Source organism: uncultured Agrobacterium sp., from assembly GCF_913777885.1.
Lineage (GTDB): Bacteria > Pseudomonadota > Alphaproteobacteria > Rhizobiales > Rhizobiaceae > Agrobacterium.
In genome coordinates, this window is record NZ_CAJYTV010000008.1 from 102,731 (window position 1) to 129,645 (window position 26,915).

At 56.9% G+C, this 26,915-nt stretch carries 26 protein-coding genes and 1 tRNA gene; 6 read left to right on the top strand and 21 right to left on the bottom strand.

Annotated features, from left to right (window positions below; all coding sequences use genetic code 11):
- The 5 genes from QZ869_RS06030 to QZ869_RS06050 all read right to left on the bottom strand — a co-directional run bounded on the left by QZ869_RS06030 (nt 1) and on the right by QZ869_RS06050 (nt 5,012).
- A complete protein-coding gene (locus QZ869_RS06030) occupies nt 1-786 on the bottom strand; it encodes a ThuA domain-containing protein (protein ID WP_296103234.1) in 786 nt (261 codons plus the stop codon).
- Nucleotides 787-842: 56 nt separating this feature from the next.
- A complete protein-coding gene (locus tag QZ869_RS06035) occupies nt 843-1,871 on the bottom strand; it encodes an ABC transporter ATP-binding protein (RefSeq protein ID WP_296017744.1) in 1,029 nt (342 codons plus the stop codon).
- A gap of 10 nt (nt 1,872-1,881) precedes the next feature.
- The gene (locus tag QZ869_RS06040) at nt 1,882-2,715 is read right to left on the bottom strand and encodes a carbohydrate ABC transporter permease (RefSeq protein WP_296103235.1); all 834 of its coding nucleotides are present in this window, start codon (nt 2,713-2,715) and stop codon (nt 1,882-1,884) included.
- Nucleotides 2,712-3,680 carry a carbohydrate ABC transporter permease gene (locus QZ869_RS06045; RefSeq protein ID WP_296103238.1) on the bottom strand — a complete coding sequence of 323 codons (969 nt, stop codon included), beginning with the start codon at nt 3,678-3,680 and terminating at the stop codon, nt 2,712-2,714. Before QZ869_RS06045 ends, QZ869_RS06040 begins: the two co-directional genes overlap by 4 nt.
- A gap of 63 nt (nt 3,681-3,743) precedes the next feature.
- Entirely contained in the window at nt 3,744-5,012 is a 1,269-nt protein-coding gene (locus QZ869_RS06050) for an ABC transporter substrate-binding protein (RefSeq protein ID WP_296103241.1), read from the bottom strand.
- Nucleotides 5,013-5,270: 258 nt separating this feature from the next.
- On the opposite strand from QZ869_RS06050, the gene QZ869_RS06055 reads away from it, so the two are divergent.
- Nucleotides 5,271-6,287 carry a substrate-binding domain-containing protein gene (locus QZ869_RS06055; RefSeq protein WP_296103629.1) on the top strand — a complete coding sequence of 339 codons (1,017 nt, stop codon included), beginning with the start codon at nt 5,271-5,273 and terminating at the stop codon, nt 6,285-6,287.
- An 18-nt stretch (nt 6,288-6,305) separates the two neighbouring features.
- On the opposite strand, the gene QZ869_RS06060 is transcribed toward QZ869_RS06055, so the two are convergent.
- The 6 genes from QZ869_RS06060 to argH form a co-directional block, all read right to left on the bottom strand.
- Complete coding sequence (locus tag QZ869_RS06060) at nt 6,306-7,100, bottom strand: SDR family oxidoreductase (RefSeq protein ID WP_296103244.1); 795 nt, start codon at nt 7,098-7,100, stop codon at nt 6,306-6,308.
- An 11-nt stretch (nt 7,101-7,111) separates the two neighbouring features.
- Entirely contained in the window at nt 7,112-8,281 is a 1,170-nt protein-coding gene (locus QZ869_RS06065) for a zinc-dependent alcohol dehydrogenase (RefSeq protein ID WP_296103247.1), read from the bottom strand.
- A gap of 153 nt (nt 8,282-8,434) precedes the next feature.
- The gene (locus QZ869_RS06070) at nt 8,435-11,122 is read right to left on the bottom strand and encodes a TIGR02302 family protein (protein ID WP_296103250.1); all 2,688 of its coding nucleotides are present in this window, start codon (nt 11,120-11,122) and stop codon (nt 8,435-8,437) included.
- 175 nt (nt 11,123-11,297) lie between these two features.
- Nucleotides 11,298-12,566, bottom strand: coding sequence for a diaminopimelate decarboxylase (gene lysA / locus QZ869_RS06075; protein WP_296103253.1), 1,269 nt, complete (start codon nt 12,564-12,566; stop codon nt 11,298-11,300).
- A 12-nt stretch (nt 12,567-12,578) separates the two neighbouring features.
- Nucleotides 12,579-12,773, bottom strand: a complete 195-nt coding sequence (locus tag QZ869_RS06080; protein ID WP_296017727.1) for a lipoprotein — start codon at nt 12,771-12,773, stop codon at nt 12,579-12,581.
- Nucleotides 12,774-12,880: 107 nt separating this feature from the next.
- On the bottom strand, nt 12,881-14,281 hold the full coding sequence (gene argH / locus QZ869_RS06085; protein ID WP_113273911.1) for an argininosuccinate lyase: 1,401 nt from the start codon (nt 14,279-14,281) through the stop codon (nt 12,881-12,883).
- Nucleotides 14,282-14,303: 22 nt separating this feature from the next.
- On the opposite strand from argH, the gene QZ869_RS06090 reads away from it, so the two are divergent.
- The gene (locus QZ869_RS06090; RefSeq protein WP_296103257.1) at nt 14,304-14,972 is read left to right on the top strand and encodes a TlpA disulfide reductase family protein; all 669 of its coding nucleotides are present in this window, start codon (nt 14,304-14,306) and stop codon (nt 14,970-14,972) included.
- Here the strand turns inward: QZ869_RS06090 and QZ869_RS06095 are convergent, their stop codons facing one another.
- The 7 genes from QZ869_RS06095 to QZ869_RS06125 form a co-directional block, all read right to left on the bottom strand.
- Nucleotides 14,973-15,854, bottom strand: coding sequence for a 3-hydroxybutyryl-CoA dehydrogenase (locus QZ869_RS06095; protein WP_296017721.1), 882 nt, complete (start codon nt 15,852-15,854; stop codon nt 14,973-14,975).
- Nucleotides 15,855-16,017: 163 nt separating this feature from the next.
- Entirely contained in the window at nt 16,018-16,947 is a 930-nt protein-coding gene (locus tag QZ869_RS06100; protein ID WP_296099400.1) for an electron transfer flavoprotein subunit alpha/FixB family protein, read from the bottom strand.
- 23 nt (nt 16,948-16,970) lie between these two features.
- A complete protein-coding gene (locus QZ869_RS06105) occupies nt 16,971-17,717 on the bottom strand; it encodes an electron transfer flavoprotein subunit beta/FixA family protein (RefSeq protein WP_296103259.1) in 747 nt (248 codons plus the stop codon).
- 182 nt (nt 17,718-17,899) lie between these two features.
- Complete coding sequence (locus QZ869_RS06110; RefSeq protein WP_296103261.1) at nt 17,900-18,676, bottom strand: rhomboid family intramembrane serine protease; 777 nt, start codon at nt 18,674-18,676, stop codon at nt 17,900-17,902.
- Nucleotides 18,677-18,705: 29 nt separating this feature from the next.
- Complete coding sequence (locus QZ869_RS06115; protein ID WP_296103263.1) at nt 18,706-19,293, bottom strand: cob(I)yrinic acid a,c-diamide adenosyltransferase; 588 nt, start codon at nt 19,291-19,293, stop codon at nt 18,706-18,708.
- Nucleotide 19,294: 1 nt separating this feature from the next.
- Nucleotides 19,295-19,492: a twin transmembrane helix small protein gene (locus QZ869_RS06120; protein WP_062423947.1), complete on the bottom strand. Its 198-nt coding sequence runs from the start codon at nt 19,490-19,492 to the stop codon at nt 19,295-19,297.
- Nucleotides 19,493-19,661: 169 nt separating this feature from the next.
- The gene (locus tag QZ869_RS06125) at nt 19,662-20,495 is read right to left on the bottom strand and encodes an SDR family oxidoreductase (RefSeq protein WP_296103266.1); all 834 of its coding nucleotides are present in this window, start codon (nt 20,493-20,495) and stop codon (nt 19,662-19,664) included.
- A gap of 172 nt (nt 20,496-20,667) precedes the next feature.
- On the opposite strand from QZ869_RS06125, the gene QZ869_RS06130 reads away from it, so the two are divergent.
- Nucleotides 20,668-21,576: a YihY/virulence factor BrkB family protein gene (locus tag QZ869_RS06130; protein ID WP_296022426.1), complete on the top strand. Its 909-nt coding sequence runs from the start codon at nt 20,668-20,670 to the stop codon at nt 21,574-21,576.
- Here the strand turns inward: QZ869_RS06130 and gluQRS are convergent.
- Nucleotides 21,547-22,428: a tRNA glutamyl-Q(34) synthetase GluQRS gene (gene gluQRS / locus QZ869_RS06135; protein ID WP_296103268.1), complete on the bottom strand. Its 882-nt coding sequence runs from the start codon at nt 22,426-22,428 to the stop codon at nt 21,547-21,549. The two genes, QZ869_RS06130 and gluQRS, sit on opposite strands and share 30 nt — an antisense overlap.
- 54 nt (nt 22,429-22,482) lie before the next feature.
- Between gluQRS and QZ869_RS06140 the strand changes: the two genes are divergently transcribed.
- Together QZ869_RS06140 and QZ869_RS06145 are read left to right on the top strand one after the other, a co-directional pair.
- Entirely contained in the window at nt 22,483-23,127 is a 645-nt protein-coding gene (locus tag QZ869_RS06140; RefSeq protein ID WP_296103270.1) for a DNA-3-methyladenine glycosylase 2 family protein, read from the top strand.
- Nucleotides 23,128-23,226: 99 nt separating this feature from the next.
- Nucleotides 23,227-23,784 (top strand): HNH endonuclease, encoded by a 558-nt coding sequence (locus QZ869_RS06145; RefSeq protein ID WP_296022431.1) that lies wholly within the window; start codon nt 23,227-23,229, stop codon nt 23,782-23,784.
- 24 nt (nt 23,785-23,808) lie between these two features.
- Here the strand turns inward: QZ869_RS06145 and QZ869_RS06150 are convergent, their stop codons facing one another.
- A complete protein-coding gene (locus QZ869_RS06150) occupies nt 23,809-24,327 on the bottom strand; it encodes a disulfide bond formation protein B (RefSeq protein ID WP_296103272.1) in 519 nt (172 codons plus the stop codon).
- 229 nt (nt 24,328-24,556) lie between these two features.
- Here QZ869_RS06150 and QZ869_RS06155 point away from each other — a divergent pair.
- Nucleotides 24,557-24,641, top strand: a tRNA-Leu gene (locus QZ869_RS06155).
- 318 nt (nt 24,642-24,959) lie between these two features.
- Here QZ869_RS06155 and QZ869_RS06160 read toward each other — a convergent pair.
- Nucleotides 24,960-26,909, bottom strand: coding sequence for an acyltransferase family protein (locus tag QZ869_RS06160; protein WP_296103274.1), 1,950 nt, complete (start codon nt 26,907-26,909; stop codon nt 24,960-24,962).
- Nucleotides 26,910-26,915 lie beyond the last annotated feature (6 nt).

Here is a 26,915-nt window from a genome sequence, read left to right on the forward strand (position 1 = left end):
TTACCTGTAACCTGCTTCACCAGCCTGGTGCAGTTTAGGGCCGCGTTCCTCAATCGGCTCGAGCGCCTGTTCGACGGGCACGTTCGGCGCATCGTGAATGCTCTTGAGCGCTCCCACTGGATTGTAGGCCCACTTGACCGAATTGCTGATCACCTTCTGAATGTTGTCGTCATGGTAGGTGGGATATGTTTCATGCCCTGGGCGGAAATAGAAGATATTGCCCGCACCGCGGCGCCAGGTCAGGCCTGAGCGAAACACCTCGCCACCCTGGAACCAGGAAATGAACACGGTTTCCAATGGTTCGGGAACGGAGAACTGCTCTCCGTACATTTCCTCGTTTTCCAGTTCGAAATGCTCCGGCAGACCAGCCGCGATCGGATGGCGGGGATTGATGGTCCAGATGCGTTCACGTTCGCCGGCCTCGCGCCATTTCAACGCGCATGGGGTGCCCATCAGCCGCTTGAACGGTTTGGAGAAGTGGCCTGAGTGGAGAACGATAAGGCCCATGCCTTCCCAGACGCGCTTCGCCACGCGCTCGACGATTTCGTCTTGAACTGCGCCATGGTCCTTGTGGCCCCACCAGACCAGCACGTCGGTCTGGTCCAATCTCGCCTGCGAAAGACCATGTTCTGGCTCTTGCAGAGTGGCGGTCGTTGCGTTGATCTCCGGGTCCCTGTTCAGGGCATCGGCGATCGTGTTATGCATGCCGTTTGGGTAAACAGCACGAACGGTCTCGTTGATGTGTTCGTGGATATTTTCACCCCACACGACGGTATTGATGGTCATAGAGATACTCCTTGATGAACCAGCGCTGCTTGTTAACGCCAGTGAACGGAAATTGATCAGGCGGCTCCGCGTGTTTCTGCGCGTCTCAGCGAAACGCCCGCCTGATCGAAACGGTGAATGTGCTCCGGCAAGGGCGATAACTTGAGCGTCTCTCCCGTCGCCCGGTGGGAAACCCCCTCCTCGCGAACGACGAGCGGCTCGTCCGCGCCGATATCAACGTATATGTAGCTATCGGAGCCAAGCATTTCGGAGTGGACGATCTCGCCCGTCCAGCCACCCGCACCGTCTGAAACGACGATATGTTCTGGCCGAATGCCGATCGAATGCGCACCATGGCTTTCTGCAAGACGGCCGCCGATAAAATTCATCTTCGGTGAGCCGATGAAGCCCGCGACGAAGGTGTTGACCGGGGCTTCATATAGCTCAAGTGGCGTGCCAATCTGCTCGACACGGCCGTCCCGCAACACACAAATTCTGTCCGCAAGCGTCATCGCCTCCACCTGGTCGTGGGTAACGTAAATCATCGTCGTGTCATGCATGCTACGGTGGAGCTTGGCGATTTCAAGACGGGTGGCGACGCGAAGGGCGGCATCGAGGTTGGAAAGCGGCTCATCGAAGAGAAAGACCTTCGGATCGCGAACGATGGCGCGTCCGATCGCCACGCGTTGGCGCTGTCCGCCCGAAAGCTGCTTGGGCAGACGTTCCAGGTAAGGGGTTAGCTGCAGCATCTCAGCTGCTGCCTCCACGCGCTTGCGCCTCTCTTCCTTGCTGGAACCGGCGAGTTTCATGCCGAAGGCCATGTTTTCGAAAACTGTCATATGCGGATAAAGCGCGTAGGACTGGAAGACCATGGCGACACCGCGCTTGGCCGGCGTCAGGCGATTGACGATCTCACCCTCGAAGGAAAGCTCGCCCCCGGTGATTTCCTCCAGGCCGCAGATCAGGCGCAGAAGCGTGGATTTTCCGCAGCCGGATGGGCCGACAAAGACCATGAATTCGCCGGAACGGATATCCATGTCGATGCCCTTGATGACGTCGAAGGCGCCGAAGGATTTGCGTAAGTTTCGCAGTTGAATGCTGGTCATGAGATTTCTCCTAGCCTTTGACGCCACCGGCTGTCAGGCCGGAAATGATGCGTCGCTGGAAGATCAGAACGAGGATAACGAGTGGGACGGTGACGATGACGGAAGCCGCCATGATCGTTCCCCAGGGAATTTCAAACTGGGAGCTTCCCGAGAGCAACGCAATCGCTACCGGAACCGTGCGTTGCTCGTTGGATGAGGTGAAGGTCAGCGCAAACAGGAACTCGTTCCAGGCCGCGATGAAGGCGAGAAGTCCCGTCGTGACCAATGCCGGCCACATCAGCGGCAAGAAAACCTGCGTGATGATGACCCAAGGCGAAGCGCCATCGACAATCGCAGCCTCCTCGATTTCAACCGGCAGGTCCCGCATGAAGGTCGTGAGCACCCAGACGGTAAAGGGCAGCGTGAAGATCATGTAGGAGAAGATCAGCGCCAAGGGGGTGTTGAAAAGGCCTGCCCAACGGATCAGTTCGAAGAGACCCGCCAGCACCGCGATCTGCGGGAACATCGAAACCGAAAGGATCGTCAGCAGCAGCAGAGCACGACCCCGGAAGCGAACGCGGGCAAGAGCGTAAGCGGCAGTCACGGCCAGAAGCAGAGACAACGCGACGACGCAGGTCGCGACCAGCAAAGAGTTGCCGAGATTGCGCAGGAAGCTGTCATTGGCCAGCACGTCGGCATAGTTGCCGATTGAAAAAGTCTTCGGCAGATAATTGATTTCAAACAGCGCCGTACCAGATTTGAAGCTCGTCAGGATGGCGTAGTAGAAGGGGAACACGGCCACTACGATGATAATGGCGACGAGCGCGTAGAAGGCGGTGTTTTTGAGAACCGTCGTTGCCGTCATCTTGCGCCTCCATCAGTGTTGACACGGCCAAGCCACATATAGACGATGGTGATCGAGGCGATGATGAGAAACAGCATGGTCGAAACCGCAGCGCCATAAGCAAACTTGTCGAAGTCAAAGAGGTTCTCACGTGCCAAAACCGACATGGTCCGGGTCTGCGCATTGTTCGGTGTCAGGATGTAGATCAGGTCGAAGACGCGCATCGCGTCCAGCATACGGAAGATGACCGCGACCATAAGGGCCGGGCGGATCATCGGCAGCGTGACACGCCAGAACACCTTGATCGGGTGGATGCCATCGACCCTGGCCGCCTCATACATATCCTTGGGCACCATCTGCAGACCAGCAAGGATGAGGAGCGCCATGAAGGGCGTCGTTTTCCAGACATCAACGATCAGTACGGCGGTCATCGCCGTCTCGGGATTGGCCGTCCATGCGATCTTCTGGCTGATGAGGCCAAGACTCAGCATCATATCGTTCAGAATGCCGAACTGGTCGTTCAGCATCCACGACCACATGCGCGCCGAAACGATGGTGGGAATGGCCCAGGGAATGAGGATCGCGGCGCGGACAAGGCCTCGGCCCTTGAATTCGGCATTCAGCACCAACGCGACGATAAGACCGAGAACCGTTTCCAGCGACACTGAGAGAATTGTAAATTTCACCGTGTTCCAGGCGGCACCCCAGAAGACAGGGTCTGCCAAAAGGCCACGATAAATGGTGCGACCGCTGCTGAGTGTAATCCAGGAAATGTAATTCTTCAGGCCAACGAATTGCGCGTCGGAGAGGTTGGTCAGAGAGGCATCCGTCAGACTGAACCAGACGGTTCTGACGAGAGGCCAGCCCGCGACCAGGGCGAGCACGAGGAAGGTCGGGGCGAGGAACAGCCACGCGGAGCGCAGCCTTTCCGATTGCAGGTCGGAGCCGACCGTCGCCGCCGGTCGATCAGGGACAGGAGTTTTCATGAGAGTTTCCACCGATTGGACGGGAAGCGAAGCGGCAAGCGATACCGCTTCGCGTTTTAAGTGTTACCAGCCACTTCCCTTGAGATCGGTCAGCTCGACTTCGAGCAGCTCGAGATTTTCTGCGGCCGTACCGGAGCCGGAAAGCGTGTTGTGAACAGCACCCCAGAATTTGGACGACACCTCATTATATTTCACCTTCGTAGCTGCGGACGGACGCGGTACCGCCGTTTCAAAGATGGGCTTCCATTGCGGCATGAAGGGCTGCGCGGCAGCTACATCCTTATCGTCGTAGAGTGCCGCGATGGTGGGCATGTTGGAAAGCTCCACCGCACGCTTCTTCTGCGTCTCGGCAGAGGTCAGGAACTTCACCAGTTCAATGGCTGCATCCTGGCTCTTCGAATATTTGGAGACAGCGACGTTCCAGCCACCCAAGGTCGAAGCAGGTGCCTGACCCTCTGCGCCCGCAGGTAGCGGCACGACGCCGAACTTGCCCTTGATAGCGCTATCTGCACCATTGCCCAGAGCATAGGCATAAGGCCAGTTACGCATGAACACCGAATTACCGGTTTGCCAGACGCCGCGGGCCTCCTCTTCCTTGTAGGCGAGCGCACCTTGCGGAGCGATAGTGCCGATCCAGCTCTTGGCCATTTCAAGTGCGGCGGCAGCCTTTTCATTGTTGATGCTGATGTCACCGTTGGTCTCGACGATATGCCCGCCGCCAGCAGATGCCACCCATTCGAGGGCGTTGCATGTCAGGCCCTCATAGGCGCTGCCCTGAAACACGAAACCCCACATGTCTTTCTGTCCGGCGGCGCGTTCCTTGTCCTGAATTTCCTTGGCCGTTTCCGCCATTTCCTTCCAGGTCTTCGGTGGCTGCTTGCCGTATTTGTCGAGCAAATCCTTGCGATAGAACATTGCCGGCGCGTCGGTGTACATCGGCATGGCAACAAGTTTGCCGTCCACTGTCTGCGAAGCAACCACAGACGGGAAGTGCTGAGCGATGACGTCCTTCGCCGCAGCCGTCAGGTCGACGAACTGATCGGCAAGCTGCGGAGCCCAGACGATATCGGTCTGATAAACATCCACATCCGTGTTTCCAGCTGCGAGCCACAGCCGGTACTGACTAAACTGTTCGCTTGACGACGGCGGCATCGTCACAAGCTTCACCTTGTGGCCGCTCTGCTTTTCGAATTCGGTCAGACGCTCACGAATGAAGTTGAGGTTCTTGCCAGTGGAGTTCGCGGCCATGGCGATTTCGGCAGCGTGCGCAGACGCGGCAAAGGCCAAAAGACTGCCACACAGGAACAAAGCCCTCTTAGAAAAGTTCGTCATCATTCTCCTCCCTCTGAAACTTTGACGACCACAAATTGAAAACGCTTTCAATTTTGGAGAGCTTACAATTCCCATTTCTTCTGTCAATAGGGCGCCAATTGCTATTTAATCGAGCCTCTCCATCGACAACCCGTGGCCAAACGTGAAGCCTATGAATCTAAACGGTTCATGACGATCGTATAATTTTAAATCGGTTTCGATTTTTGTTGCTTGAAAAATTCCAATTGAGCTAGCATGCAGATGAAAACGGCGGACATCATGAAGCTCAAGGATTTTGCAGAACAGGTTGGCCTCTCTCCAACGACGGTCAGCCGTGCCCTTGGGGGCTATCCGGAGGTTCGTCAGGAAACTCGCGAGCGGGTGATGGAGGCTGCGCGCAGGCTTGGGTATAGACCCAATGCTAACGCAGTGAGGCTCGTCACAGGTCGCGCAGGCGCTATTGGTGTTGTCATGGGCCGCAGCGGCGGCGGACACTTTTTCTCGGAATTCATGGGCGGCATGGCAGCCCGTCTGGAAGGACAGGAAACCGACATTCTCGTCAGCGTGGCTATCGACAACAATCTGGACGAGGAACTGGCGATCTTCAACCGCTTGGCGGCAAGTGGCAAGGTAGATGGCATCGTCGTCCATTCTCCTCGCCCTGCGGATGAACGCATCGCCTTGCTCAACCGGTTGGGCGTCCCCTTCATCGTGCATGGCCGGTCAAACATCTCTCTTCCGCATGCCTGGCTCGATATCGACAATCGCGATGTGACATACCGCCCCACCATGCATTTTCTGGAGCGCGGCCACCGGCGCATTGCCTTGATCAACGGACCGAAGGGAAGGACATTCGTCAACAACCGAGAACAGGGTTTCCGAGACGCTCTCACGGAGTACGGCCTGACCCCCGACCCCAAACTGATGATGAACGAGCATTTCAGCGAGGAAACAGCCTTCCGATTCGCGCGTGCGCTTCTAGAGCAGCCATCCCGCCCGACCGCGTTCGTCGCAGGCGCGATGATGACGGCACAAGGGGTCTATCGCGCCGCCACACAAATGGGCCTTTCCATCGGCAAGGATGTCTCCGTGATTGCCCATGACGACGTCTTCCCCTACCTGACGCCGGAAAGTCTGATGCCGCCGCTTTCCACCACGCGCTCATCCATGCGCATGGCCGGCATGCGCGTGACCGAACTTCTGCTTCAAATCATATCGGGCAGGCCGGTTCAGGAATGCCAAGAGCTATGGCCGGTGGAGTTGATTCTGCGCCAATCCACCGGCTCTCTTACATGACCCATCCGATATTCTTGATTACGTTTTTTGGGGCTCCGCCATCTGACGATGGTGTTTTGCCAGCACGCCAGCCGGCGTCACATTTGCGACGGCCGTCACAATCTTGTTTTTCCAGCCGCTGACGACATCACCGTCGCCCTTCATCATGGCGTCGAAACCGACTTCGGCAACGAAAGTGGGATCGTCCTTTTTCCCTTGCCCAACCGGCGTGTCCAGCATACCGGCGCGCTCGAAGAATTCGGTATCCGTTGGCCCCGGCATCAGGCATGTAACAGTGACGCCCGTGTCTTTCAGTTCATCCCGTAGTGCCAGAGCAAAGCTGTTGATGAAGGCCTTTGTGGCGTTATAAACCGCCTGGAAACTGCCGGGCATGAAGCCGGCGATCGAGCCGGTCAACAATATCCTGCCGGAGCCACTACTGCGCATCAGATTGCCAACGTGATGCACCAGCGCCACCGTGCCGCTGATATTGGTGTTGATGACACGTTGGACGCGTAAAAGATCCTGGTCGAGAAATGCATCGCCGAGCCCCTGACCTGCATTCGCCATCAGCAAATCTACGGGTCGTCCCTGAGTTGCGATGGCCTTCACGACGCTTTCAATCCCAGCCGGCGTTGCGAGGTCGGCGATAACGGGTGTGGCCTTAACGCCCCGAACGGTAAAAGCACTCACGGCGCTCAAAATACGTTCGTCGTCAGCGACCACGAGCAGGTCGTAACCTCTTTCGGCTGCGCATTTTGCCAGTTCGAAGCCGATGCCGCTGGAGACACCGGTCACGAGCGCAAGCCCCCTCTCCCTTTGCGTCTCAGACATAGTGCTTCTCCTTACGGCTTGATGACAACTTTGATGCAGCCGTCGTCCTTGTTCTTGAATGTTTCGTAGAGGCCGGGGCCTTCTTCCAGCGTGGCGCGATGAGTAATGACGAAGGATGGATCGATCTCACCCTTCAATACCCGATCCATCAACATCGGGAGGTATCGCTGGACAGGTGTCTGCGCCATGCGAAGCGTCAACCCTCGATTGATGGCGGAACCCATGGGGATCTTGTCGAGGAAGCCGCCATAGACGCCGACAATGGAGACGGTGCCGAAATTGCGGCAGCAATGGATAGCTTGGCGCAGTACATGCGGCCGGTCGGTGCCCATGAACGTTGCGACCTTGATGCGGTCGATGCGCGAATCCCAACTGGCCGCCGGATCCGCCTCCGTACCGACGGCGTCGATGCACGCATCCGCACCACGCCCGCCGGTCAATTGCATGATCTCGTCGTAAATATCGGTTTCGAGATAGTTCAGCGTCAATGCGCCCGAGGCGGCTGCAAGCGCCAGCCGTTCCACCACGCTGTCGATGGCAATAACACGCTCAGCGCCCAGCATATAGGCGGAACGGATCGCCATCTGACCGACCGGTCCGCAGCCCCATATTGCGACGGTTTCGCCAGGTTGAATATTGCAGAACTCAGCGGCCATGTAGCCGGTCGGGAAGATATCCGAAAGGAACAGAACCTGCTCGTCGGTCAATCCATCCGGCACCTTGACCGGCCCAACATCGGCATAGGGCACACGCAGATATTCCGCCTGACCGCCACTATAGCCACCGAGCATATGCGTGTAGCCAAAGAGACCCGCGGGCGAATTTCCCCACATTTTCTTCGCCTTTTCCTTGTCGGGATTACTGTTCTCGCAACCGGAAAAGAAGCCCCTCTTGCAGAAAAAGCAGTGGCCGCAAGAGATGGTGAAGGGTACGACCACGCGGTCGCCGACTTGCAGCTTGCTGTTGCCCTTGCCGACTTCGACCACCTCGCCCATGGCCTCATGGCCCATCACGTCGCCGGAATGCATGTCCGGAACGGAGCCATGATAGAGGTGAAGGTCGGAGCCGCAGATGGCGCAGGCGGTCACCTTGATGATGGCATCGCGATCATCCTCGATCACGGGATCGGGCACGGTTTCGCAGCGAATATCGTGTTTTCCATGCCAAGTTAGCGCCTTCATAACATTCTCCTCCGGTTCGCTTGGGGTTACCCTTCGAACTTGACCTGTTTGAGAATGTTCCGGACGATGGAAATCGCGCAGCCATTACGTCGCCCGATGAGACAATCTCATCAAGGCGAACCCGCAACCATCCTGCTAAAAACCCATGGACGGTTACTGGATGTCGAGCAGGCGCTCCAGATAGCGTCGCTCCACATCGGCAGGTGGATTGTTGCCGAGCTTCTCGCGGATCGCTTCGAGGATTTCACGCGCGCGCTGCACATCGATTTCATCCGGCACGCGAACCTGCGAGTCGCCGAAATCCGGACCAGAATTTGCACGCGGACGGCCTAGTGGATCGCGACCATTCTGGTCGCCCTGCCCCATCATGCCCTGCTGACCCTGACCAGGCTGCTGGCCCTGCTGGCGCATGGCCTGCATGATCTGACCCATCATGTCCTGCGCGCCCTGACGCAGCGCATTCAGCGCATTGCCCTGACCTTCGACTGCCTGTTCGCCGCGGCTCTGTCCCAGCGCCTCACCAGCACCCTTCATTTCCTGCTCTGCCTTACCGAAGTTCTGGCCAGGCTCCATGCCGAGATCGCGCAAGCCCTTTTGAAGCTCGCCAAGCTGCTTACCAAGCCCGTCCTGCTGCTGGCGCAGGTTCTTCAACGCCTCGCGAAGCTGCTGGGCAGTCATCTGGTCGGGGTTTTGCCCTTGCCCATTCTGCTGCTGCCCATTCTGCTGCTGCCCATTCTGGCCTTGCTGGTCTTGCGGCGGCTGGCCATTCTCGCCCATCTGCTGTTCGCCACCCTCTTCGCCCTCTTGAGGATCGCCGCGTTGCATGCGGTCGCGCAGTGCCTGATCGAGCTTGAAGGTTTCGTCCATCAGCTTTTGCTGCTGCTGCATGATCTCGCCAAGCCTGTCGATCTGCTGGCGCAACTGGCTGTTTTCTTGCTGCTGACCCTGCTGGCCGCGCTGCGGTCTGCCTGCCTGCAGGTTGTTCATCATGCGTTGCATTTGCGACAGCATTTCCTTCGCTGCGTCACGGTTGCCGGAGCGGGCCAGGTTCTCGATCTGGTTCATCATATTTTCCAGATCGCGTTGGCGCAGCACGTTCTGCGCCTGCTGGTTCATATTGCCCTGAGGCGCGTTCTGCATGCGCTGTGCGAGCTCCTTCATGAACTCGTTCATCGCGTCGCGAAGCTCTTGCATCAGCTTGGCGATCTCTTCATCTGGCGCCTTGCGCTCCAGCGCCTGCGACAATGCATCCTGCGCATCGCGCAAGCGTTTTTCCGCCTGCGACAGATCGCCATCTTCAATGCCAAGTGCGATTTCCCAGAGATAATCCGCCGTATTCTTCAGCATCTCCTCATTATAGGCGAGCTTCATGCGCGCCTGCGCGGATTGCAGCAGGAGGTAATGCGTCTTGTTGGGGATGGTCTCTTCCGGCCGCAAACTGACCGCGTCATTATAGGCGATCGCCTTCGGCATCTGCCGGGTATCGAGCGAAAATATCTGCCGCTGTTCGGCGACAGAGGCTGCCAGAGGTTCAGAGAAATTGCGACCGGGAAGGATCATTTCCTGCGGCGGACTCTTGCCGGTCTGCCCAGCGCCGTCCGTCGCAACCAGCGTAATGCGCACGCGCTTGCCAGCCATCGGGTGTTCGGTGAGATTGCGACTGGTGACACCCTTCATGTCGCGCGGGTTCTGGCGCGGAAGATCGAGCTTGTACTCCGGGGCCGGATAAAGCGGTTTTGCATCTGCCTGAACCTCGAGAGGCTCGATGACGGCATGGGCCTCGCGCACGCCATAATCATCCTTCGCGGTAAAGCCGATCTCAAGCGCGCCATTGGCCGCACGGCGAGGAAGATTATCGAAAGCGATGACTGGCGGCTTGTCGGGGATGATGTTGAAGAACCAGGACTGACCATTGGCCTCGATCGTCCCGCTTTCCTTGAACTCCATAGTGAAGGTCCGCGGCGCAACGGCAGCGGGATTGTCTGGGCTTGGCGGCGGTGCTGGAGCTTCAGCGGCGGTCTTCTTTTCTTCCGTCCCTTCGGGCGCGAGCTTTTGCAACTCGCCAGCCTCGTCCGGCTCGAACGTCACCTCTTCCTGGCCAGCGCCGCCCGTCATGCGGATTGTCAGCTTGGAAGATTGCGGAACCGAGACTGCCTCATCGCGATCGGCATTCTGACTGGTCAGAAAGATCGGCGCACGGCCGGTGTAGGATGGCGGCGTGACCCAAGCATCGAGACGGATATCTGGATTCAGCGGACCGGAGGCAGGGCGGTTGCGAAACGCATCGGCAACGCTGCCCGCACCGTTCGAATAGGAGAAGCCAAAAGCCGCCACCAAAAGAAGCGCCGGAACGGCGCGCAACGCCATTCGGTCGTGTCCAGCAATATCCGGTCGAGGAAAGCCGGCATCGAGCGCGGCAATCCGCTCGGCCATACGCGTCTGGTGTTCTCGCCATAAGGCGCGCGCGATCGGGGTGTCGAAAGCGGGTTCGTCTTCCTGCACGCCGACAGGCTGGTGCGCGAGGCCGTTACGCTCTTCAAGCAGGCGGGACGCCTCATCCTTCGATGGCCAGCGCAATCGCGCTATCGGGAGCAATGATATGAGGAACGAAAAGACGAGAAGAAAAACGACGGCCCAGCGCCAAAGGTCGGGCATCTGTCGGAAAAGTCCGAACCAGCCAAAAGACAGGAAGAGTGCGGCGATGGAGAGCGGCAGAACCGTCTGCGGAGCGAGGCGCTCGACAAACAGAACGGCTTTCGCAAAGAACCGCTTCGCTGCCACGCGTCGTGCGAGCTCAGGTCTTTTATCGAAAGCGCCTCTTGCGCCCTGCCTGGTGGTCATCAATCCGTTCTCCCGGTCTGGCCACACGATTTCGCCGCCGATCTCGCCAACGCCGCAGCCACGAAATCCCTCAGTGCAACAGAGCGCAGGATAACATCGTTTGTGGCGAAGACGAGGGCAAGCCACGGCTTGCCCTCTTTTTTTAGTTCAGTTCGCCTAATCGTGATGACGCCAATCAGTCCAGCCAGGCGGGTAAGGAGTCGAGCGCGATCAGTTCTTCATAGGTGCTGCGAGGACGAACGACATGGAACTGATGGTCCTTGACCAAGACTTCCGGCACCAGAAGACGGGAGTTATACGTTCCGGCCTGGACAGCGCCATAAGCGCCCGCCGAACTGACCGCGATGAGATCACCCGGCTGAGGTAACGCCATCTCGCGATCGAGTGCCAGATAATCACCCGTTTCACAGACCGGTCCCACCACATCCGCCTTGATGCGTGGCGCATCGGCCGCCGGCTGAACCACCGGACGAAGGCCGTGATAGGCTTCATAAAGTGTGGGTCGAATGAGATCGTTCATCGCCGCATCGACGATGACGAAATCCTTCTCGCCGCCATCCTTCACATAAAGAACTTCGGTCACGAGAATACCGGCATTGCCGACGATCAGCCGACCAGGTTCGGTGACGATCTTGCAATTGAGGCTCTTCAATTCGTTCTTGACGATATGCGCATATGCATCCGGCAAAGGCGGTGGATTGTTGTCATCCTTGTAGGGAATGCCAAGACCGCCACCAATATCCACATGGCTGATCGTATGACCGTCGCCGCGCAAGGATTCCACCAGCTCGCGCAAAAGTCGGAACGCATCTTCGAAAGGCTGCAAATCGGTGATCTGGCTGCCGATATGCATGTCGATGCCGCTGACATCGATACCGGGCAGCGTTGCGGCATGAGCATAAACCTCCCGCGCCCGCTGATATGAAATGCCGAACTTGTTTTCCTTCTTGCCGGTCGAAATCTTGGCATGCGTCTTGGCATCCACATCCGGATTGATGCGGAAGGAGACATGCGCCTTCTTGCCAGCCTTCATTGCTCGCAGATTGAGGATTTCGAGCTCCGGCTCCGATTCTACGTTGAAGCAGTAGATCCCTATCTCAAGCGCCAGATCCATTTCCGCCGGCGTCTTGCCGACGCCGGAAAACATGATGCGGCTTGCAGGGATACCAGCGGCCAGCGCGCGGCGCAGTTCACCACCGGACACCACATCGATACCCGCACCAAGCTTGGCCAGCGTTTTCAGCACCGCCTGGTTGGAGTTGGCCTTCATCGCGTAGCAGACCATTGCATCTACATCGCTGAAGGCCTCAGAGAAAACCTTGTAGTGGCGCTCAAGCGTCGCTGTCGAATAGATGTAGAAGGGCGTCCCGACAGCCTTGGCAATTTCAGGCACAGCAACGTTTTCGGCGTGCAGCACGCCGTCGATGTAATGAAAATGGTTCACGGCCGTATTCCGTTATAGAAGCTTATCGAGAACGAAGGGACGTTCCGGCGTCGTTTCCACCTTCTTGTCCGAGCGCTGGTTGCGCTGCTCGACTGGCGTGCTCGGCGCATCAAGATCGCCTTTGCGGCCGCAGCTGGAGAGAGCAAGGCCTGCGGCAAGCGCCACGCTGACCGGAATGATGAAACTGCGAGAGGTTTTAAAGAGCATGGACCCGTCCAAAGGAATTCTTTGCATCTCTGATAACGAAAAACAGGGCGCTTGTGCACCCTGTTTCTTGTGATGGTGGTGTAACGCTGGATTGATCGGTCGACCGATCAGTTGCGACCACGCCACCAGGCAATCTGCTTGCGGACCTCGGACGGCGCCGTGCCGCCAAAACTCGTGCGGCTTGCGACCGACGCTTCGACCGACAGCACGTCGAAGACGCTGGCGGTGATCGCAGAATTGATCGCCTGCAATTCCTCAAGCGAAAGGTCGGCCAAATCGCAACCCTTCTTTTCCGCAAGCGCCACGGCATGTCCGGTCACGTGGTGCGCATCACGGAACGGCAAGCCCGCTTCGCGCACCAGCCAGTCGGCCAGATCCGTCGCGGTCGAATAACCGGATCCGGCAGCGGCACGCATACGATCAGCCCTCACCTCCAGATCGCGGATCATGCCGGTCATGGCGGCAATCGCCAGTTCCAGGCTCTCCGCCGCATCGAAAACCTGTTCCTTGTCTTCCTGCATATCCTTGGAATAGGCGAGCGGCAGGCCCTTCATCACCGTCAGCAGCGCGACCAGCGAACCGTTGATGCGACCGGTCTTGGCGCGCACCAGTTCGGCGGCATCCGGGTTCTTCTTCTGTGGCATGATTGAAGAGCCGGTGGAGAAGGCATCAGACAGACGTATGAAGCCGAATTGGGGTGTGGACCAGATGACGATTTCTTCCGCCAGACGCGACAGATGTGTGGCGCAGATGGATGCGATGGAGAGAAACTCCAGCGCAAAATCGCGATCCGACACCGTATCGATGGAGTTGCGCGTCGGCTCGCGGAAGCCGAGGGCGTTGGCCGTCATGTGGCGGTCGATCGGATAACCGGTTCCGGCCAGTGCCGCAGCCCCGATCGGGCTTTCATCCAGATGCTCGATGGCGTGACGAACGCGGGCGCGGTCGCGCCCAAACATTTCGACATAGGCCATGCAGTGATGACCAAACGTAACGGGCTGGGCCGTCTGCAAATGGGTGAAGCCCGGCATGACCGTATCGGCATGTTGTTCGGCGCGGTCGAGAAAGGCTGCGATCAGCGCACTCAACATCGCTTCGGTTTTCTGAAGCTCTTCCTTGACCCAGAGGCGGAAATCGAGCGCCACCTGGTCATTGCGCGAGCGCGCCGTGTGCAGGCGACCGGCAGCCGGACCGATCAGAGTGGCCAGCCGCGCCTCGATATTCATGTGAATGTCTTCGAGCTTGCGCGAAAACTCGAACGCGCCCGCCTCGATTTCTGACAGGATCGTGTTTAGGCCCTCGATGATCTTGTCTTTATCTTCAGCCGAAATAATGCCTTTTGCAGCAAGCATGGTGGCGTGGGCGATGGAGCCACGGATATCCTGAGCGTAAAGCTTCTTGTCGAAGCCAATGGAGGCATTTATCTCTTCCATGATGGCTGAGGGACCGGAAGCAAAGCGTCCGCCCCACATCTGGTTGGAGGATTTCTGTTCTGCGCCGTCAGCCATTGTGCATGCCCTGGAGTATTCGATGACAGAAAAAAGACCTTTCAGACTTCCTTCCGCCAGACTTGTTGCAATTGCCGCCATCGCCGGCATTGTCAGCGGCGGGGGAGTGGTGTTGTTCAGGCATATTGGGTCTGAAGCTGAGGTTCAAGGGGCAGCGGTAGCGGACGCGGCTTTATGTGAGGGTGCCGGCAAGCGCATCGCATCCATAGAGCCGCTGCTGAAAGGCCAACTTGCGGCCATGGCGCCGACCGACAAGCCGCGCGTGATCCCGCTCTCGTTCAAGTCTCCCGAAGGCACGGCGATGACGCAAGCGGATCTCAAAGGCAAAGCAATTCTGCTGAACCTCTGGGCCACATGGTGCGTGCCGTGCCGGGAGGAAATGCCGGCACTGAACGCGCTGGAAAAGGAAGAGGGTAGCGATAAGTTCGAAGTAGTGACGATCAATATCGACACGGGCGAGGATGAAAAGCCGAAGGCCTTCATGAGCGAATACAAAATCGATTCGCTCAAACTTTATCGCGATAGTTCCATGGGCGTGTTCAACGTCCTGAAGAAAGAAGGCCTCGCCTTCGGCCTGCCGGCAACGCTGCTTCTGGATGATGACGGCTGCCTGCTGGCGTCCATGAACGGCCCATCTGCCTGGGACAGCCCCGACGCCAAGGCGCTCGTAATGGCCGTTACGCAGCCTTGATCAACGTGTCGGAACCGGTGTCTCACCACGGTAGTCGTAAAAACCTCGGCCGGATTTGCGGCCAAGCCAGCCGGCTTCGACATATTTGACCAGCAACGGGCAAGGACGATACTTGCTGTCAGCCAGACCATCATGCAGCACCTGCATGATTGAAAGGCAGGTATCAAGACCGATGAAGTCCGCCAATTGCAACGGACCCATCGGGTGGTTGGCGCCGAGCTTCATGGCCGTATCGATGGCCTCGACCGTGCCAACGCCCTCATAGAGCGTATAGATCGCCTCGTTGATCATCGGCAGAAGAATACGGTTGACGATGAAGGCTGGAAAATCTTCCGCAACCGTAATCGCCTTATCCAGCGAGCGGACATAGTCCTTGGCAGTCTCAAAAGTCTTCTCGCCGGTCGCAATACCACGCACCAGTTCGACCAGCTTCATCACCGGCACCGGGTTCATGAAGTGAATGCCCATGAACTGTTCGGGGCGATCGGTCGCAGATGCGAGGCGTGTGATCGATAGGGACGAGGTGTTGGTGGCCAGCAAGGCTTCGGGCTTCAGGACAGGGCAGACCTGCGCGTAAATCTTGCGCTTTACCTCTTCATTTTCCGTGGCGGCCTCGATGACGAGATCCATTGCGGCAAGATCGTTGAGATCGGAGGAGCCGCCGATCAGGCCGAGCGCCGATTTGCGCGTATCGTCCTCCAGTTTGCCGTTGGAGACCTGGCGCGCCAGATTGCCATTGATCGTGGCCAGCCCCGCTTCGATCCTGTCCTTGGAGACGTCGTAGATGTGGACCTTATAACCCGCGAGAGCAGAGACATGCGCGATGCCACAGCCCATCTGACCGGCACCGATAACACCGATATTCTTGATTGGGCCTGTCATGCGTATCTCTCCTGTTGATTTGTCTCAGCGCTGGTCACTTCGAAGCGCGTCTTGGCTCTTGAACCGGACCCGGTGGCGCTTCAGATTTTCGTTGTTGCGCATATTGCCACAAAACGAAAGCGGCGCGTCGGTAAAAACGCGCCGCTTGCTATCATTGCGGTGATCAGATTGCTTTTTCAAGCTCTGGCAGAGCTTCGAAGAGGTCTGCGACCAGACCGTAATCGGCCACCTGGAAGATTGGTGCCTCTTCGTCCTTATTGATGGCGACGATGACCTTGGAGTCTTTCATTCCCGCCAGATGCTGGATGGCACCGGAGATGCCGCAGGCGATGTAAAGCTGCGGAGCGACCACCTTGCCCGTCTGGCCAACCTGCCAGTCGTTCGGCGCGTAACCGGCATCAACGGCAGCGCGCGATGCGCCGACGGCAGCGCCGAGCTTGTCGGCAACCGGCAGGATGACTTCCTTGAACTTCTCCGAAGAACCGAGCGCGCGACCGCCCGAGATGATGATCTTGGCAGACGTCAATTCCGGACGGTCGGACGAAGCAAGCGCGTCCGAAACGAAGGAGGAAACGCCAGGGTTCTCGGCAGCCGAGACGGATTCGACGGAGGCAGAACCGCCAGCCTGAGCCGGAGCAAAGGACGCGGTCCGGACGGTGATGACCTTCTTGGCGTCGGTCGCCTGAACCGTCTGAATGGCGTTACCGGCATAGATCGGACGCTTGAAAGTATCGGCGGACACGACGTCCGTGATTTCGGAAATCTGCGCCACATCAAGAAGAGCGGCCACGCGGGGCAGCACGTTTTTGGCCGAAGCCGTCGCCGGGGCGATGATCACATCATAGGACGCGGCCAGCGAAACGATCAGAGCAGCCAGCGGCTCGGCCAACTGGTTGGCATAGGATGCGTCGTCGGCAAGCAGTACCTTGGAAACGCCGGAAAGCTTCGCAGCTTCATCGGCTGCAGCCTTGGCGCCTGAGCCGGCAACCAGCACATGCACATCGCCGCCAATTTGCGTTGCCGCCGTCAGCGTCTTAGCCGTCTGGTCGGAAAGGGTTGCATTGTCGTGTTCTGCCAGAAGAAGAATGGCCATAGTTTATCTCCCTTTCGCTTTCCTTAGAGGACGCCGTCAGCTTTGAGCTTCGACACCAGTTCGCCAACAGAACCGACCTTGACGCCTGCCTTGCGGCCAGCGGGTTCCTCGGTCTTCAAAACCTTGAGGCGCGGAGCAATATCCACGCCAAAATCGGCTGGCGACTTCTTGTCGAGCGGCTTCTTCTTGGCCTTCATGATGTTCGGCAACGACGCATAACGCGGTTCGTTGAGGCGAAGGTCGGTGGTAACGACTGCCGGAAGCTTGAGATCGACAGTCTGGAGACCGCCATCCACTTCGCGGGTGACAGCAACCTTGCCGTCGGACGGCTCGACCTTGGAGGCGAAGGTGCCCTGGCCCCAACCAAGCAGAGCTGCCAGCATCTGGCCGGTCTGGTTCGAATCATCATCGATCGCCTGCTTGCCGACGATAACGAGGCCGGGATTTTCCGCCTCGACCACGCCCTTCAACAGCTTGGCAACCGATAGCGGCTCTACCGTTTCGTCGGTTTCGATCAGAATCGCCCGGTCGGCGCCCATGGCCAGTGCGGTGCGGAGCGTCTCTTCGGCTTTTGCAGGACCGATCGATACCACGACCACTTCCTCGGCCTTGCCCGCCTCTTTCAGGCGCAACGCTTCTTCCACCGAGATTTCGTCAAAAGGGTTCATCGACATCTTGACGTTGGCAAGATCGACACCTGAACCATCCGCCTTGACGCGGATTTTCACGTTGTAGTCCACCACACGCTTCACTGGGACAAGAATCTTCATCGGCAGCCTTCTTTCAACTCCTGACCATTAAAGCGCGCGCGCCAACGGTCCTCCTGACAATCAAGTTGAGCCATGCATACGCATTTTTCCATCGAGTTCAACGGAACAATGCTCATGACGCCATGCACTGACGAGATACCTTACGTTGACGTCAACGTAAATACTCGCTCTCAGACTAATTTTCACGGAAACCCGTCGGATGGCCGTTCCGTTTGCGACACGCCCGCGTCTTGCTGCCCCCGATTTTTATGCTGAACCGCCCGCGGCGTAACCAGTGTCCGGTCGAACAGTGGAACGCCGCTTCGACGAAAGAAAACGACAAGGATCGCCCCCGTCACGATACCTCCGACATGTGCCGCCCAGGAGACGCTTTCCTCCGGGCTCAAGAGCAGCATGACGAATTGCTGGCCAACCCATAGTGCTAGGGGAATGAAGGCTGGAAGCGGCACCGGAATGCGCATGAAGACCAGCACCCAGACCCTCACACGTGGATGCAGCAGAAGATAGGCGGCCACCACGCCGGAAACCGCACCCGATGCCCCGATCAGCGGACCCTGGGACTGTGGCGCGATAAAGCCGTGAAGTAGCGCACCGGCGGCGGCGCAGGCAAGATAGAAGATCAGGAAGCCGAGATGGCCGAACGCATCTTCCACATTGTCGCCGAATACCCAGAGAAACACCATGTTCGAGGCGAGGTGCCAAAAGCTCAGATGCAGGAACGCATAGGTAAAGATCGTCGCATCCTTCGGCACCAATACCAGCGCAGGGTCGAGCGAAGCATAGTCGAAAAGAACGGCGGGAATGAAACCTAGCCCCAGCACCGCAGCGCTTGCCTGCTGCTCACTTGAAAATGCGCCAACGACCAGCCAGACGAAAATGTTGATGCCGATCAGCGACACCGTCACATATTGCAGTTTGATGTGCTTCAGCGAGTTCGCATCATGCAGCGGGATGAACATGGAATGCAACCTCCGCTCTTGCGCTCAACTCAGCGGTTCTTGCCCGGTACCCAGAGGACATCCGCCTTGATCGCGTCCGCATTATGATTGGCGAAACGCGCGGCAACGAAGAGGAAATCGGACAGGCGGTTGATGTATTTCAATGCCGCTGGGCTGACGATCTCGTCTTCCATCTTCGCAAGCTCCACCATACGGCGCTCCGCCCGTCTCGACACGGTGCGCGCCAGATGCAGATGCGCCGCCGCGGCCGAGCCGCTGGGCAGTACGAAGGAGGTGAGAGCCGACAGCGTGTCGTTCAAAGCATCGATCTCCTTCTCGATGCGGGTGACCTGCGATTCGACGATCCTCAATGGCTCGTAAGACAACGGCTTGCCATCATCGGGCGTGGCCAAATCTGCCCCAAGATCGAAAAGATCGTTCTGAATGCGAAACAGCATCGCATCGAGCTCCGGCAAATCGGCGGTATGTAGCCGCGCCATACCGATGACCGAATTTGTCTCGTCCACGTCACCATAGCTTTCGACGCGCAGATCGTATTTTGCCCGGCGCGGGCCCGAAACCAGCGCGGTCGTACCATCGTCACCGGTGCGAGTATAAATCTTGTTGAGCTTTACCATATCAGCGTCCACCTCCTGTGAGCCACAAGGTCAGCATGATCAAGACGATGGCAACCGCCTGCAAGATCAGCCTCAGCTGCATCAATTGGTTGGAACGGTTGGCGTCGGTGCCCTTGAGCATGTTGAACAGGCCGCGGATGAGAACCAGCACAACCAGCCCCATGACGATGACCGCAAGAACGGTGGTAAAGCTCGACATCTCGTTGCCTCCCTAGAGCATGATCCGCGCAAAACTATTCAGTGGCCTTGCGATAGCGGCATGCGACAAAACAAAATCGAAAGCATGAAGAGAGCGAATCTGCGGATCGCGACACGCTTCGGACTCCAAACCAACTGCTCCGGTTCTAACGGATGAAACGTCGACTTAGCTAGTCGAACTTGCGAAGAAGTCTGTAAAATAGAGAGGCCGGTAGAAGTCGCTTGAGTAACACACCCTGCTTTGCCGGAGCCGTTATGATGTAATGCGGTTTCGGACGGCGAGCCGTCAGCGCATGTCGTAGCTCCTTGTAGACGGCTTCCGGTCCAAGCTTATGCTTGTTAACCGGTCCGCTACCGTCCAACCGGGCGAGCTGTCTTCGGTATTCCTCGGCGTGAAAAGAGCTCTCAAGATCGATATTGGCCCTGATATGCCTCAGGGCGGTAGACGTAAAATTCGAGGCGATCGGTCCGGGCTCGATGAGGCTGACATGAATGCCACTACCCTCAAGCTCCATGCGCAGCGTTATCCCAAGTCCTTCAAGAGCGAATTTCGACGCGGTGTACGCGCCGCGATATCGATAAGGCACCAGACCGAGGATGGAAGAGCAATGGACGATTCGTCCCTTCCCTCGTCTGCGCATGAATGGAATCACACGGCAGGTCAGGTCATGCCAGCCAAAAACGTTGGTTTCGAATTGCTGGCGTAGAACCTCGACCGAAATATCCTCCACCGCGCCGGCCTGCCCATATGCCCCGTTGTTGAACAGCGCATCAATGCGTCCGTCCGTGCGGGATGCGACCTCATCGACCAGGGCTGCAATAGTCTCCGGTCTGGTATAATCCATAAGCAGCGCTTCGATGCCGAGCGCCTCCAGTTGCGCCATATCCTGCGTTCGGCGCACGGTGGCAAAGACCCGCCAGCCATCATGGTGAAGCGCGCCCGCGCAATGAGCGCCGATCCCGGTTGAACATCCGGTGACGATGATGACCGGCTTTTCAGACATGAGTTCCTCGACAATTCACGATGAAGATAAGGAAGTTTGCGTCCCGTTGAATAGCGCACAATTCTTTGCGGTGAAATGGAACCGATGGCCGGTCTCAGGCGCTATACAAATCAAAACCCATTTCCCATATTTCATTGCACCCTACGAATGAAATGCTGATCAAGGAGGTGACATGGCTGCTGCTTTAAGCCTCGCCCGCAAAGTTGCCTTCGACGCTTATATTCATTTTGCCGAGGATGACGGCTGGGCGATGGCAAGCCACGTGGCGCTGTCTGGCCTGCTGGCGCTTTTTCCTTTTCTGATTTTCGGCACTGCATTGGCCAGCTTTCTCGGAGCGGACCAGTTTTCAGAAACAGCCGTCCATCTCATTTTCGATACCTGGCCGGAAGCGATCGCCGGACCTTTGGCGGCGCAGGTACAGCAGGTTTTGACGATACCGCGCGGCGGACTTCTGACCATCTCGGTTCTTGCGGCGGCGTATTTTGCCTCCAATGGCGTGGAGGCGATCCGCATCTCGTTGAACCGGGCCTACCGCGTGACGGAAACACGCTGGTGGTATGTTACCCGTCTGCTCAGCCTCTTCTACGTGGTACTGGCCGTAGTCGTCTTTACCGGCATCAGCATCGTGCTGGTCGCCGTTCCCGTTGCATTGAAATTCGTCGAAACCCGCTCCCCGCTTTTGACCGAAGTTCTGCAGCTGGTGTCCAATCTCGGCCTCTATGGAACGATCGTCGTCCTGACTATGGGCCTCGTTGCCGCTCATCTTTGGCTGCCAGCGGGCCGTCGTAAACTTTGGGACGTACTGCCGGGTATTCTGCTGACGATGATTTTCTGGATCATCGGTGCTGCTATCTTTGCCTACTATCTCGCAACCTTCGCCAATTATGCCGCGACATATGCAGGTCTGGCCTCTGTAATGATCGTGCTGGTATTCCTTTATATGGTCGGGGTCATTTTCATGTTGGGCGCTGAAGTGAATGCGGCGCTGATGAAATACCGTGTGCGCCGGGTGGTGAAGGTCGGCATCCGCACCGGGAGCCTTAGACAAGCGCTAGAGGCCGACGAGGCGGCGGATATCTAACGGCGTATGCCCCTGCTGACGCAGGGTCGATAGCCCCGTGCTGCCTTCGCTTTTGGAAAGCTTGCGTCCATCCGGCCCCACAATAAGGCGATGGTGACTGTAGTCTGGCGCCGGCAGATCGAGAAGCCTCTGGATAAGTCGATGTACCGAGGTGGCGTGAAACAGATCCAGCCCGCGAACCACCTGAGTCACGCCTTGCAGCGCATCGTCGATGACGACAGACAGGTGATAGCTCGACGGCGCATCTGAACGCGACAGCACCACATCTCCCCATGCCCCGGGGTCGGCCTCGATCGTCCTTTCGCTTCCCTGCCCCAGTTCGTTCCAAGTCAACGGCTCACCGACTTTGGCTAGCGCCTTCTCCATATCGAGCCGCCATGCATGTTTCACCCCAGAAGCAAGCAACGCCTCTACCTCGTGTGGAGCCCGGCGCTTGTCCAGTGGCGGATAGAGCGGAGCACCATCCGGATCGCGCAGCCAGGCTGAGCCCGCTCTTTCGTAGTTCACCACGAAAGCCTTGATCTCGCCCCGGCTCATAAAAGCAGGGTAGACCAGACCCATGTGAATGAGCCGGTCGAGCGTTTCGCGATAGTGTGAGAGATGATCTGACTGCCGCCGGACGGGTTGCGGCCATTTCACCCCAAGCCAGGACAGATCCTCGTAGATCCCCTGTTCGAATGCAGGCGTGCAGCGCGTCAGATCGATATCTTCGATCCGCAGCAGGAACTGTTCCCCTTGTGCAAGCGCCATATCATAGTTCAGGAAAGCAGACAGCGCGTGCCCCAGATGCAGAGGCCCGTTGGGACTGGGCGCGAAGCGATAGACGGAATTTTGACGAAGAGGTGAAGTCATGATGCTTTCTGCCATGTTTGCCAGCCTGTTGTCATCGTGAGCTTCGATGACGCGATGAGGATCGTAAGCTCGATGGCGGATATCGAGGAAGGCATCGCAGCACTTCGTCTTGCCGACCCGCGGCTGGAGCCTGTGATTGCATGCGCAGGCGACATTCCTCTCCGCCGCACCGAGGCGGGCTTTTCCGGGCTTGCGCACATCGTGGTTTCCCAGATGGTGTCTCGCGCCAGCGCCGATGCCATCTGGCGCCGAATGAAGGCCGGCATGGCTGACGTCACGGCCGAGCATTTTTTGAGCCTGGATGAAGCAAGACTTTCAAGCTTCGGCCTATCGAATGCCAAGAAAGCGACGCTTCTGTCGCTGGCCGCCACCGTCGCCACGGGTGAACTCGACCTTGCCGGGATCACCCGCTTGGAAGCGTCGATCGCAATGCAGAAATTGACCGCGTTGAAAGGCATCGGTCCATGGACTGCGGAAGTCTATCTGATGTTCTGCGGTGGGCATGCAGACATTTTTCCAACAGGCGACGTCGCGCTTCAGGCCGCCGTGAGGCACGCATTCGCGCTCGATGTCCGTCCTGGAAAGGCAGAACTGACGGAAAGAGCGCGCATCTGGTCTCCGTGGCGGTCGGTCGCAGCGCGTCTTTTCTGGGCATATTACGCATCCGTCACGCGGCGCAATGCCTTGCCGATTGCCTGAAATCCGCCTTTCTTTTGACGCTTCATTTAGAGGCTTCACAATCCTGTAACAACGGACCTAATATACAGATGCAGATGCCGAATCGATCAGGAGAATCCCTTGACGATTGCAGTTTCACCACAGGCCCTGCCGGCGCTCGTACTGAACGCAGACTATAGGCCGCTGAGTTACTATCCCTTGTCGCTCTGGTCCTGGCAGGACGCGATCAAGGCAGTCTTTCTTGACCGTGTGAACATCATCGCGGAATACGATCAGGCGGTATGCTCACCGAGCTTCTCGATGCGGCTGCCGAGCGTCGTCAGCCTCAAGACCTATGTGCAGCCAACGCGAAATCCCGCCTTCACCCGCTTCAACGTGTTTCTTCGCGACAAGTTTGAATGCCAATATTGCGGATCGCGCGATGACCTGACCTTCGACCATGTCATCCCTCGCGCCCATGGCGGAGAGACGACATGGCATAATGTCGTGGCGGCATGCTCGCCCTGCAATCTGAAAAAGGGCAGCAAGCTGCCTAAGCAGGCAGGCATGTTCCCGCATCAGCATCCCTATCAGCCAACGGTTCAGGATCTGCACAATAACGGGCGGCTCTTCCCGCCGAATTATCTGCATGAGAGCTGGGTGGACTATCTCTACTGGGATACCGAGCTGCAGCCCTGATCTTCGAAGGACTGCAATTTCTCCTTATCGCGCGCTCTTACGGCTTGCACCCCAGAAAGCGATGCCCGCAAGCACCGCACTCGCAATCACATTCCATCCTGCGAAGGAAAGCCCCAGAACTCTAAGCGCTGCCTCGTTACAGGACGGCGCTTTGATGGCATTAAGATCACTCAGAAGATTGCCCGCATCTGTGGTGATCGATGGGGCGCCTGTGGCGCATGTTGTCGGGCCAGGCCAGAACCCCCATTCAACGCCGGAATGATACACACCAAGTCCAAGCCCAATCAGCATTGCAACACCGATCAAAACGAGCAGAACCCGCGTCAGCGCCACCGGCAGCTTGAAGACGCTGGCAATAATGGCGAGAATACCCATTGGAATGGCGTAATAATACGGATCACGCTGCAACAGACAAAGGGCGCAGGGCGTGTAGCCGCCAATATGCTGGAAACCGAGCGCCGATCCCACCGTGAAGATCATGCCCGCAGTGACGAGCACCGCCGAAACAGCACGGCTTTTTTCTGCTGAGGCTACATAGGTCATGATCGTCCTTCACAACTTCGGAGATTTTTGAAACCACTTGAACAGGTGGAAAATAAGGCGGGACCACCATCGCTCTAATCCAGTCCGCGCCGGACTGCAATCCTCGGAGCCGCCCAGTTTGAAGAGCCAAAACAAAGTTTCGTGAAACACACTTTTCAGCAAAAACAGGTTGACCAAAGACCCGCGGTTCGTATAGTCCGCCGGATACCAACCGACACGCTTCGGATTTGCCCCTTTGGCGGAATTGGTAGACGCGCCTGACTCAAAATCAGGTTCCGAAAGGAGTGCTGGTTCGATTCCGGCAAGGGGCACCAAACTTTTTTACGTTGCACGACTGAAGCAAGCTGTGAGCTGACGTCTTAGGTTTTCGGTCCACGCTGCCCAGTTGCGCGCGTTGGTTTAACGTTTGTTGCCCTCCCTACAGTCCGGCAGATTTACCCACCCGATAAGCAGAGAGCTCGAAATATATGGCAAAGTATGGAAACTACGGCCGAGGAGCTGAGCTCCGATGCTTTCCTCGACTTTCCTACTCCGCGCGACCGGTCAACATGCACCAAGTGTAAATTTCAAACCGCCGACTTTATCGTCTTCCCGGCCCGCTGACCACCCGGCCTTGAGACTTACGCCCACTGTCATTTTTCAAAAATTATATCGAGTTGGGGACCCAACGCGTTAGCAACAAGGCTGCGCGCCCCGACTTTTGACAAATGACCGTAATCGAAAGTAGTCAGTTCAAGTTGCCCGTCTTCATTCTCTACGTATCTTCGGCATCCAAACGGATTGCAGGAAGCATCGATTGCAGAAACATACTTAGCTCCGGAAGCGGAAACTGAACGGCGGTAATCCTCATCAAACTCGCGTAGTCCTTCCATTAGGCCACGATTAGAGTATTGGGCGAGGCTTGCTAAGTCTCTTGGAAAAACTCCTTGTTCTTGAGTTACAATATCAGGTAAAAACTTCTTCCAAACTGGGACTTGTCCCACGACGACGACATTTTGTCGCTTTGTGAGTTCAGCCAACGATTTAGAAAAGTCGCCAAAATAAGACGAGTAAGACCAACGCTCGTCTGTTGATGATTTCCCGCCGCGGCCGGACCACTCGTACATATATGCCGCCAACACAACGAGATCTGGCTTCCTGTTGTCTATCTCAGCGCGAACGGCTCGATTTATCTGCGCACATCGCTGTGTTGCTGTCTGAGATCTATTTTCGGGGAACTCCGTCACCACAGGCAAACAATATGCTGCTGTCATCCCCTTGAGTTCTACACCCTTGGAGGCCGCCCAGTCTTTCAAAGCTGGATATATCGCCGAAGCATGAGAGTCACCAATCAAAAGAACCTGACGCAATTTCGTATTTGTCGCTAGGTGGCATTTTTCAGCAAATTCGGATGCTTGCACCAGAAAGCACTCGTCTACCAACTGACCGTCGTTTGTATTTCGTGGTGTAATGGACGCTAGACGTTTGTCGTTTATTTGTTGAAGTGACGAAGAAGCAACCAAAAGCAAAACAACTACACTGAGCGCAAAGAGGAAGAATTTCTTTCTCCCGATTATTGTTTTACTTCTAAAGGGTGTCTCGATATAGCGCCAGGATATTAACGAGGCGCCTAACACCCCTACTAATACAAGCGCTTTTTGGATTGGCGTAGAGAATAATCCTGCCTCTTCCGCGATGACGAATGCTGGAAGATGCCACATGTATATACTGTAGCTTAGCAGGCCCGTAAAAACGGCTGCCCGGCAAGACATTATTTTTCCTATAAACGACTGACGATTTAGAGTGAGTGTGAGTGTCGCCGCCGCCAGCGATGGAAGGACTGAGTTTAAGCCGGGGTAAGCTAGCCCTTCATGGTACAAAATGACGCAAAGAATAAGCGTTGCGAAACCGATCCATGAAGTCAGATCCCGCTGTTGATTGCTTAGCTTTCCTAAGAAAGATTCGCCTAGAATAGCAACGCTTGCTCCTAAAAGGATTTCCCATATCCGGGCCCAAATCATATAATATGAACCGCTGGGTGCTGCAACGGTAAGAGCGCCAGAAAGTATTAAAAACAGCAACGTGGCACCCGCTAAAGCGTGGCCGAGCTGCGGTCTCCATTTAGAGTACACAAAACAAAAAATTATCGGAAATACAATATAGTACTTCTCCTCGATCGATAAGCTCCAAGTGTGGAGCAGTGGTCGCGGATAATCTATCGCGTCGAAATAGCCACCGGTTTTGCGGAAATAAACCTCTGCCTTTAATTCGAGTACTTTAGTAATACTAATTGCAAACCGGGAATAATCTCCTGGCGTTAAGATAAAAAAAGCTATTGGGACGCACGTGGCAATCACGCACAGCAGAAGTGGAAGTATCCGGCGCGCGCGGCGTTCGTAGAAGTCCGAAAAACTGAAGCGACCATCGATTAGGTCGGCGTAAATTTTTGCCGTGATCAGATATCCGCTGATTACGAAAAAGACATCAACTCCTACGAAACCTCCAGAAAAGCCTGGCAATTTTGCATGGAAAAACAGCACCGGCAGAACCGCAAGAGCGCGCAGCCCATCTATTTCCGGACGATAGCCTCTCGACATCAGCATGGTCTT

Coding starts and splice junctions, on each gene's coding strand:
- QZ869_RS06030 (WP_296103234.1), bottom strand. CDS start 786: ATGACCATCAATACCGTCGTGTGGGGTGAAAATATCCACGAACACATC.
- QZ869_RS06035 (WP_296017744.1), bottom strand. CDS start 1,871: ATGACCAGCATTCAACTGCGAAACTTACGCAAATCCTTCGGCGCCTTC.
- QZ869_RS06040 (WP_296103235.1), bottom strand. CDS start 2,715: ATGACGGCAACGACGGTTCTCAAAAACACCGCCTTCTACGCGCTCGTC.
- QZ869_RS06045 (WP_296103238.1), bottom strand. CDS start 3,680: ATGAAAACTCCTGTCCCTGATCGACCGGCGGCGACGGTCGGCTCCGAC.
- QZ869_RS06050 (WP_296103241.1), bottom strand. CDS start 5,012: ATGACGAACTTTTCTAAGAGGGCTTTGTTCCTGTGTGGCAGTCTTTTG.
- QZ869_RS06055 (WP_296103629.1), top strand. CDS start 5,271: ATGAAGCTCAAGGATTTTGCAGAACAGGTTGGCCTCTCTCCAACGACG.
- QZ869_RS06060 (WP_296103244.1), bottom strand. CDS start 7,100: ATGTCTGAGACGCAAAGGGAGAGGGGGCTTGCGCTCGTGACCGGTGTC.
- QZ869_RS06065 (WP_296103247.1), bottom strand. CDS start 8,281: ATGAAGGCGCTAACTTGGCATGGAAAACACGATATTCGCTGCGAAACC.
- QZ869_RS06070 (WP_296103250.1), bottom strand. CDS start 11,122: ATGACCACCAGGCAGGGCGCAAGAGGCGCTTTCGATAAAAGACCTGAG.
- QZ869_RS06080 (WP_296017727.1), bottom strand. CDS start 12,773: ATGCTCTTTAAAACCTCTCGCAGTTTCATCATTCCGGTCAGCGTGGCG.
- argH (WP_113273911.1), bottom strand. CDS start 14,281: ATGGCTGACGGCGCAGAACAGAAATCCTCCAACCAGATGTGGGGCGGA.
- QZ869_RS06090 (WP_296103257.1), top strand. CDS start 14,304: ATGACAGAAAAAAGACCTTTCAGACTTCCTTCCGCCAGACTTGTTGCA.
- QZ869_RS06095 (WP_296017721.1), bottom strand. CDS start 15,854: ATGACAGGCCCAATCAAGAATATCGGTGTTATCGGTGCCGGTCAGATG.
- QZ869_RS06100 (WP_296099400.1), bottom strand. CDS start 16,947: ATGGCCATTCTTCTTCTGGCAGAACACGACAATGCAACCCTTTCCGAC.
- QZ869_RS06105 (WP_296103259.1), bottom strand. CDS start 17,717: ATGAAGATTCTTGTCCCAGTGAAGCGTGTGGTGGACTACAACGTGAAA.
- QZ869_RS06110 (WP_296103261.1), bottom strand. CDS start 18,676: ATGTTCATCCCGCTGCATGATGCGAACTCGCTGAAGCACATCAAACTG.
- QZ869_RS06115 (WP_296103263.1), bottom strand. CDS start 19,293: ATGGTAAAGCTCAACAAGATTTATACTCGCACCGGTGACGATGGTACG.
- QZ869_RS06120 (WP_062423947.1), bottom strand. CDS start 19,492: ATGTCGAGCTTTACCACCGTTCTTGCGGTCATCGTCATGGGGCTGGTT.
- QZ869_RS06125 (WP_296103266.1), bottom strand. CDS start 20,495: ATGTCTGAAAAGCCGGTCATCATCGTCACCGGATGTTCAACCGGGATC.
- QZ869_RS06130 (WP_296022426.1), top strand. CDS start 20,668: ATGGCTGCTGCTTTAAGCCTCGCCCGCAAAGTTGCCTTCGACGCTTAT.
- gluQRS (WP_296103268.1), bottom strand. CDS start 22,428: ATGACTTCACCTCTTCGTCAAAATTCCGTCTATCGCTTCGCGCCCAGT.
- QZ869_RS06140 (WP_296103270.1), top strand. CDS start 22,483: ATGAGGATCGTAAGCTCGATGGCGGATATCGAGGAAGGCATCGCAGCA.
- QZ869_RS06150 (WP_296103272.1), bottom strand. CDS start 24,327: ATGACCTATGTAGCCTCAGCAGAAAAAAGCCGTGCTGTTTCGGCGGTG.
- QZ869_RS06160 (WP_296103274.1), bottom strand. CDS start 26,909: ATGCTGATGTCGAGAGGCTATCGTCCGGAAATAGATGGGCTGCGCGCT.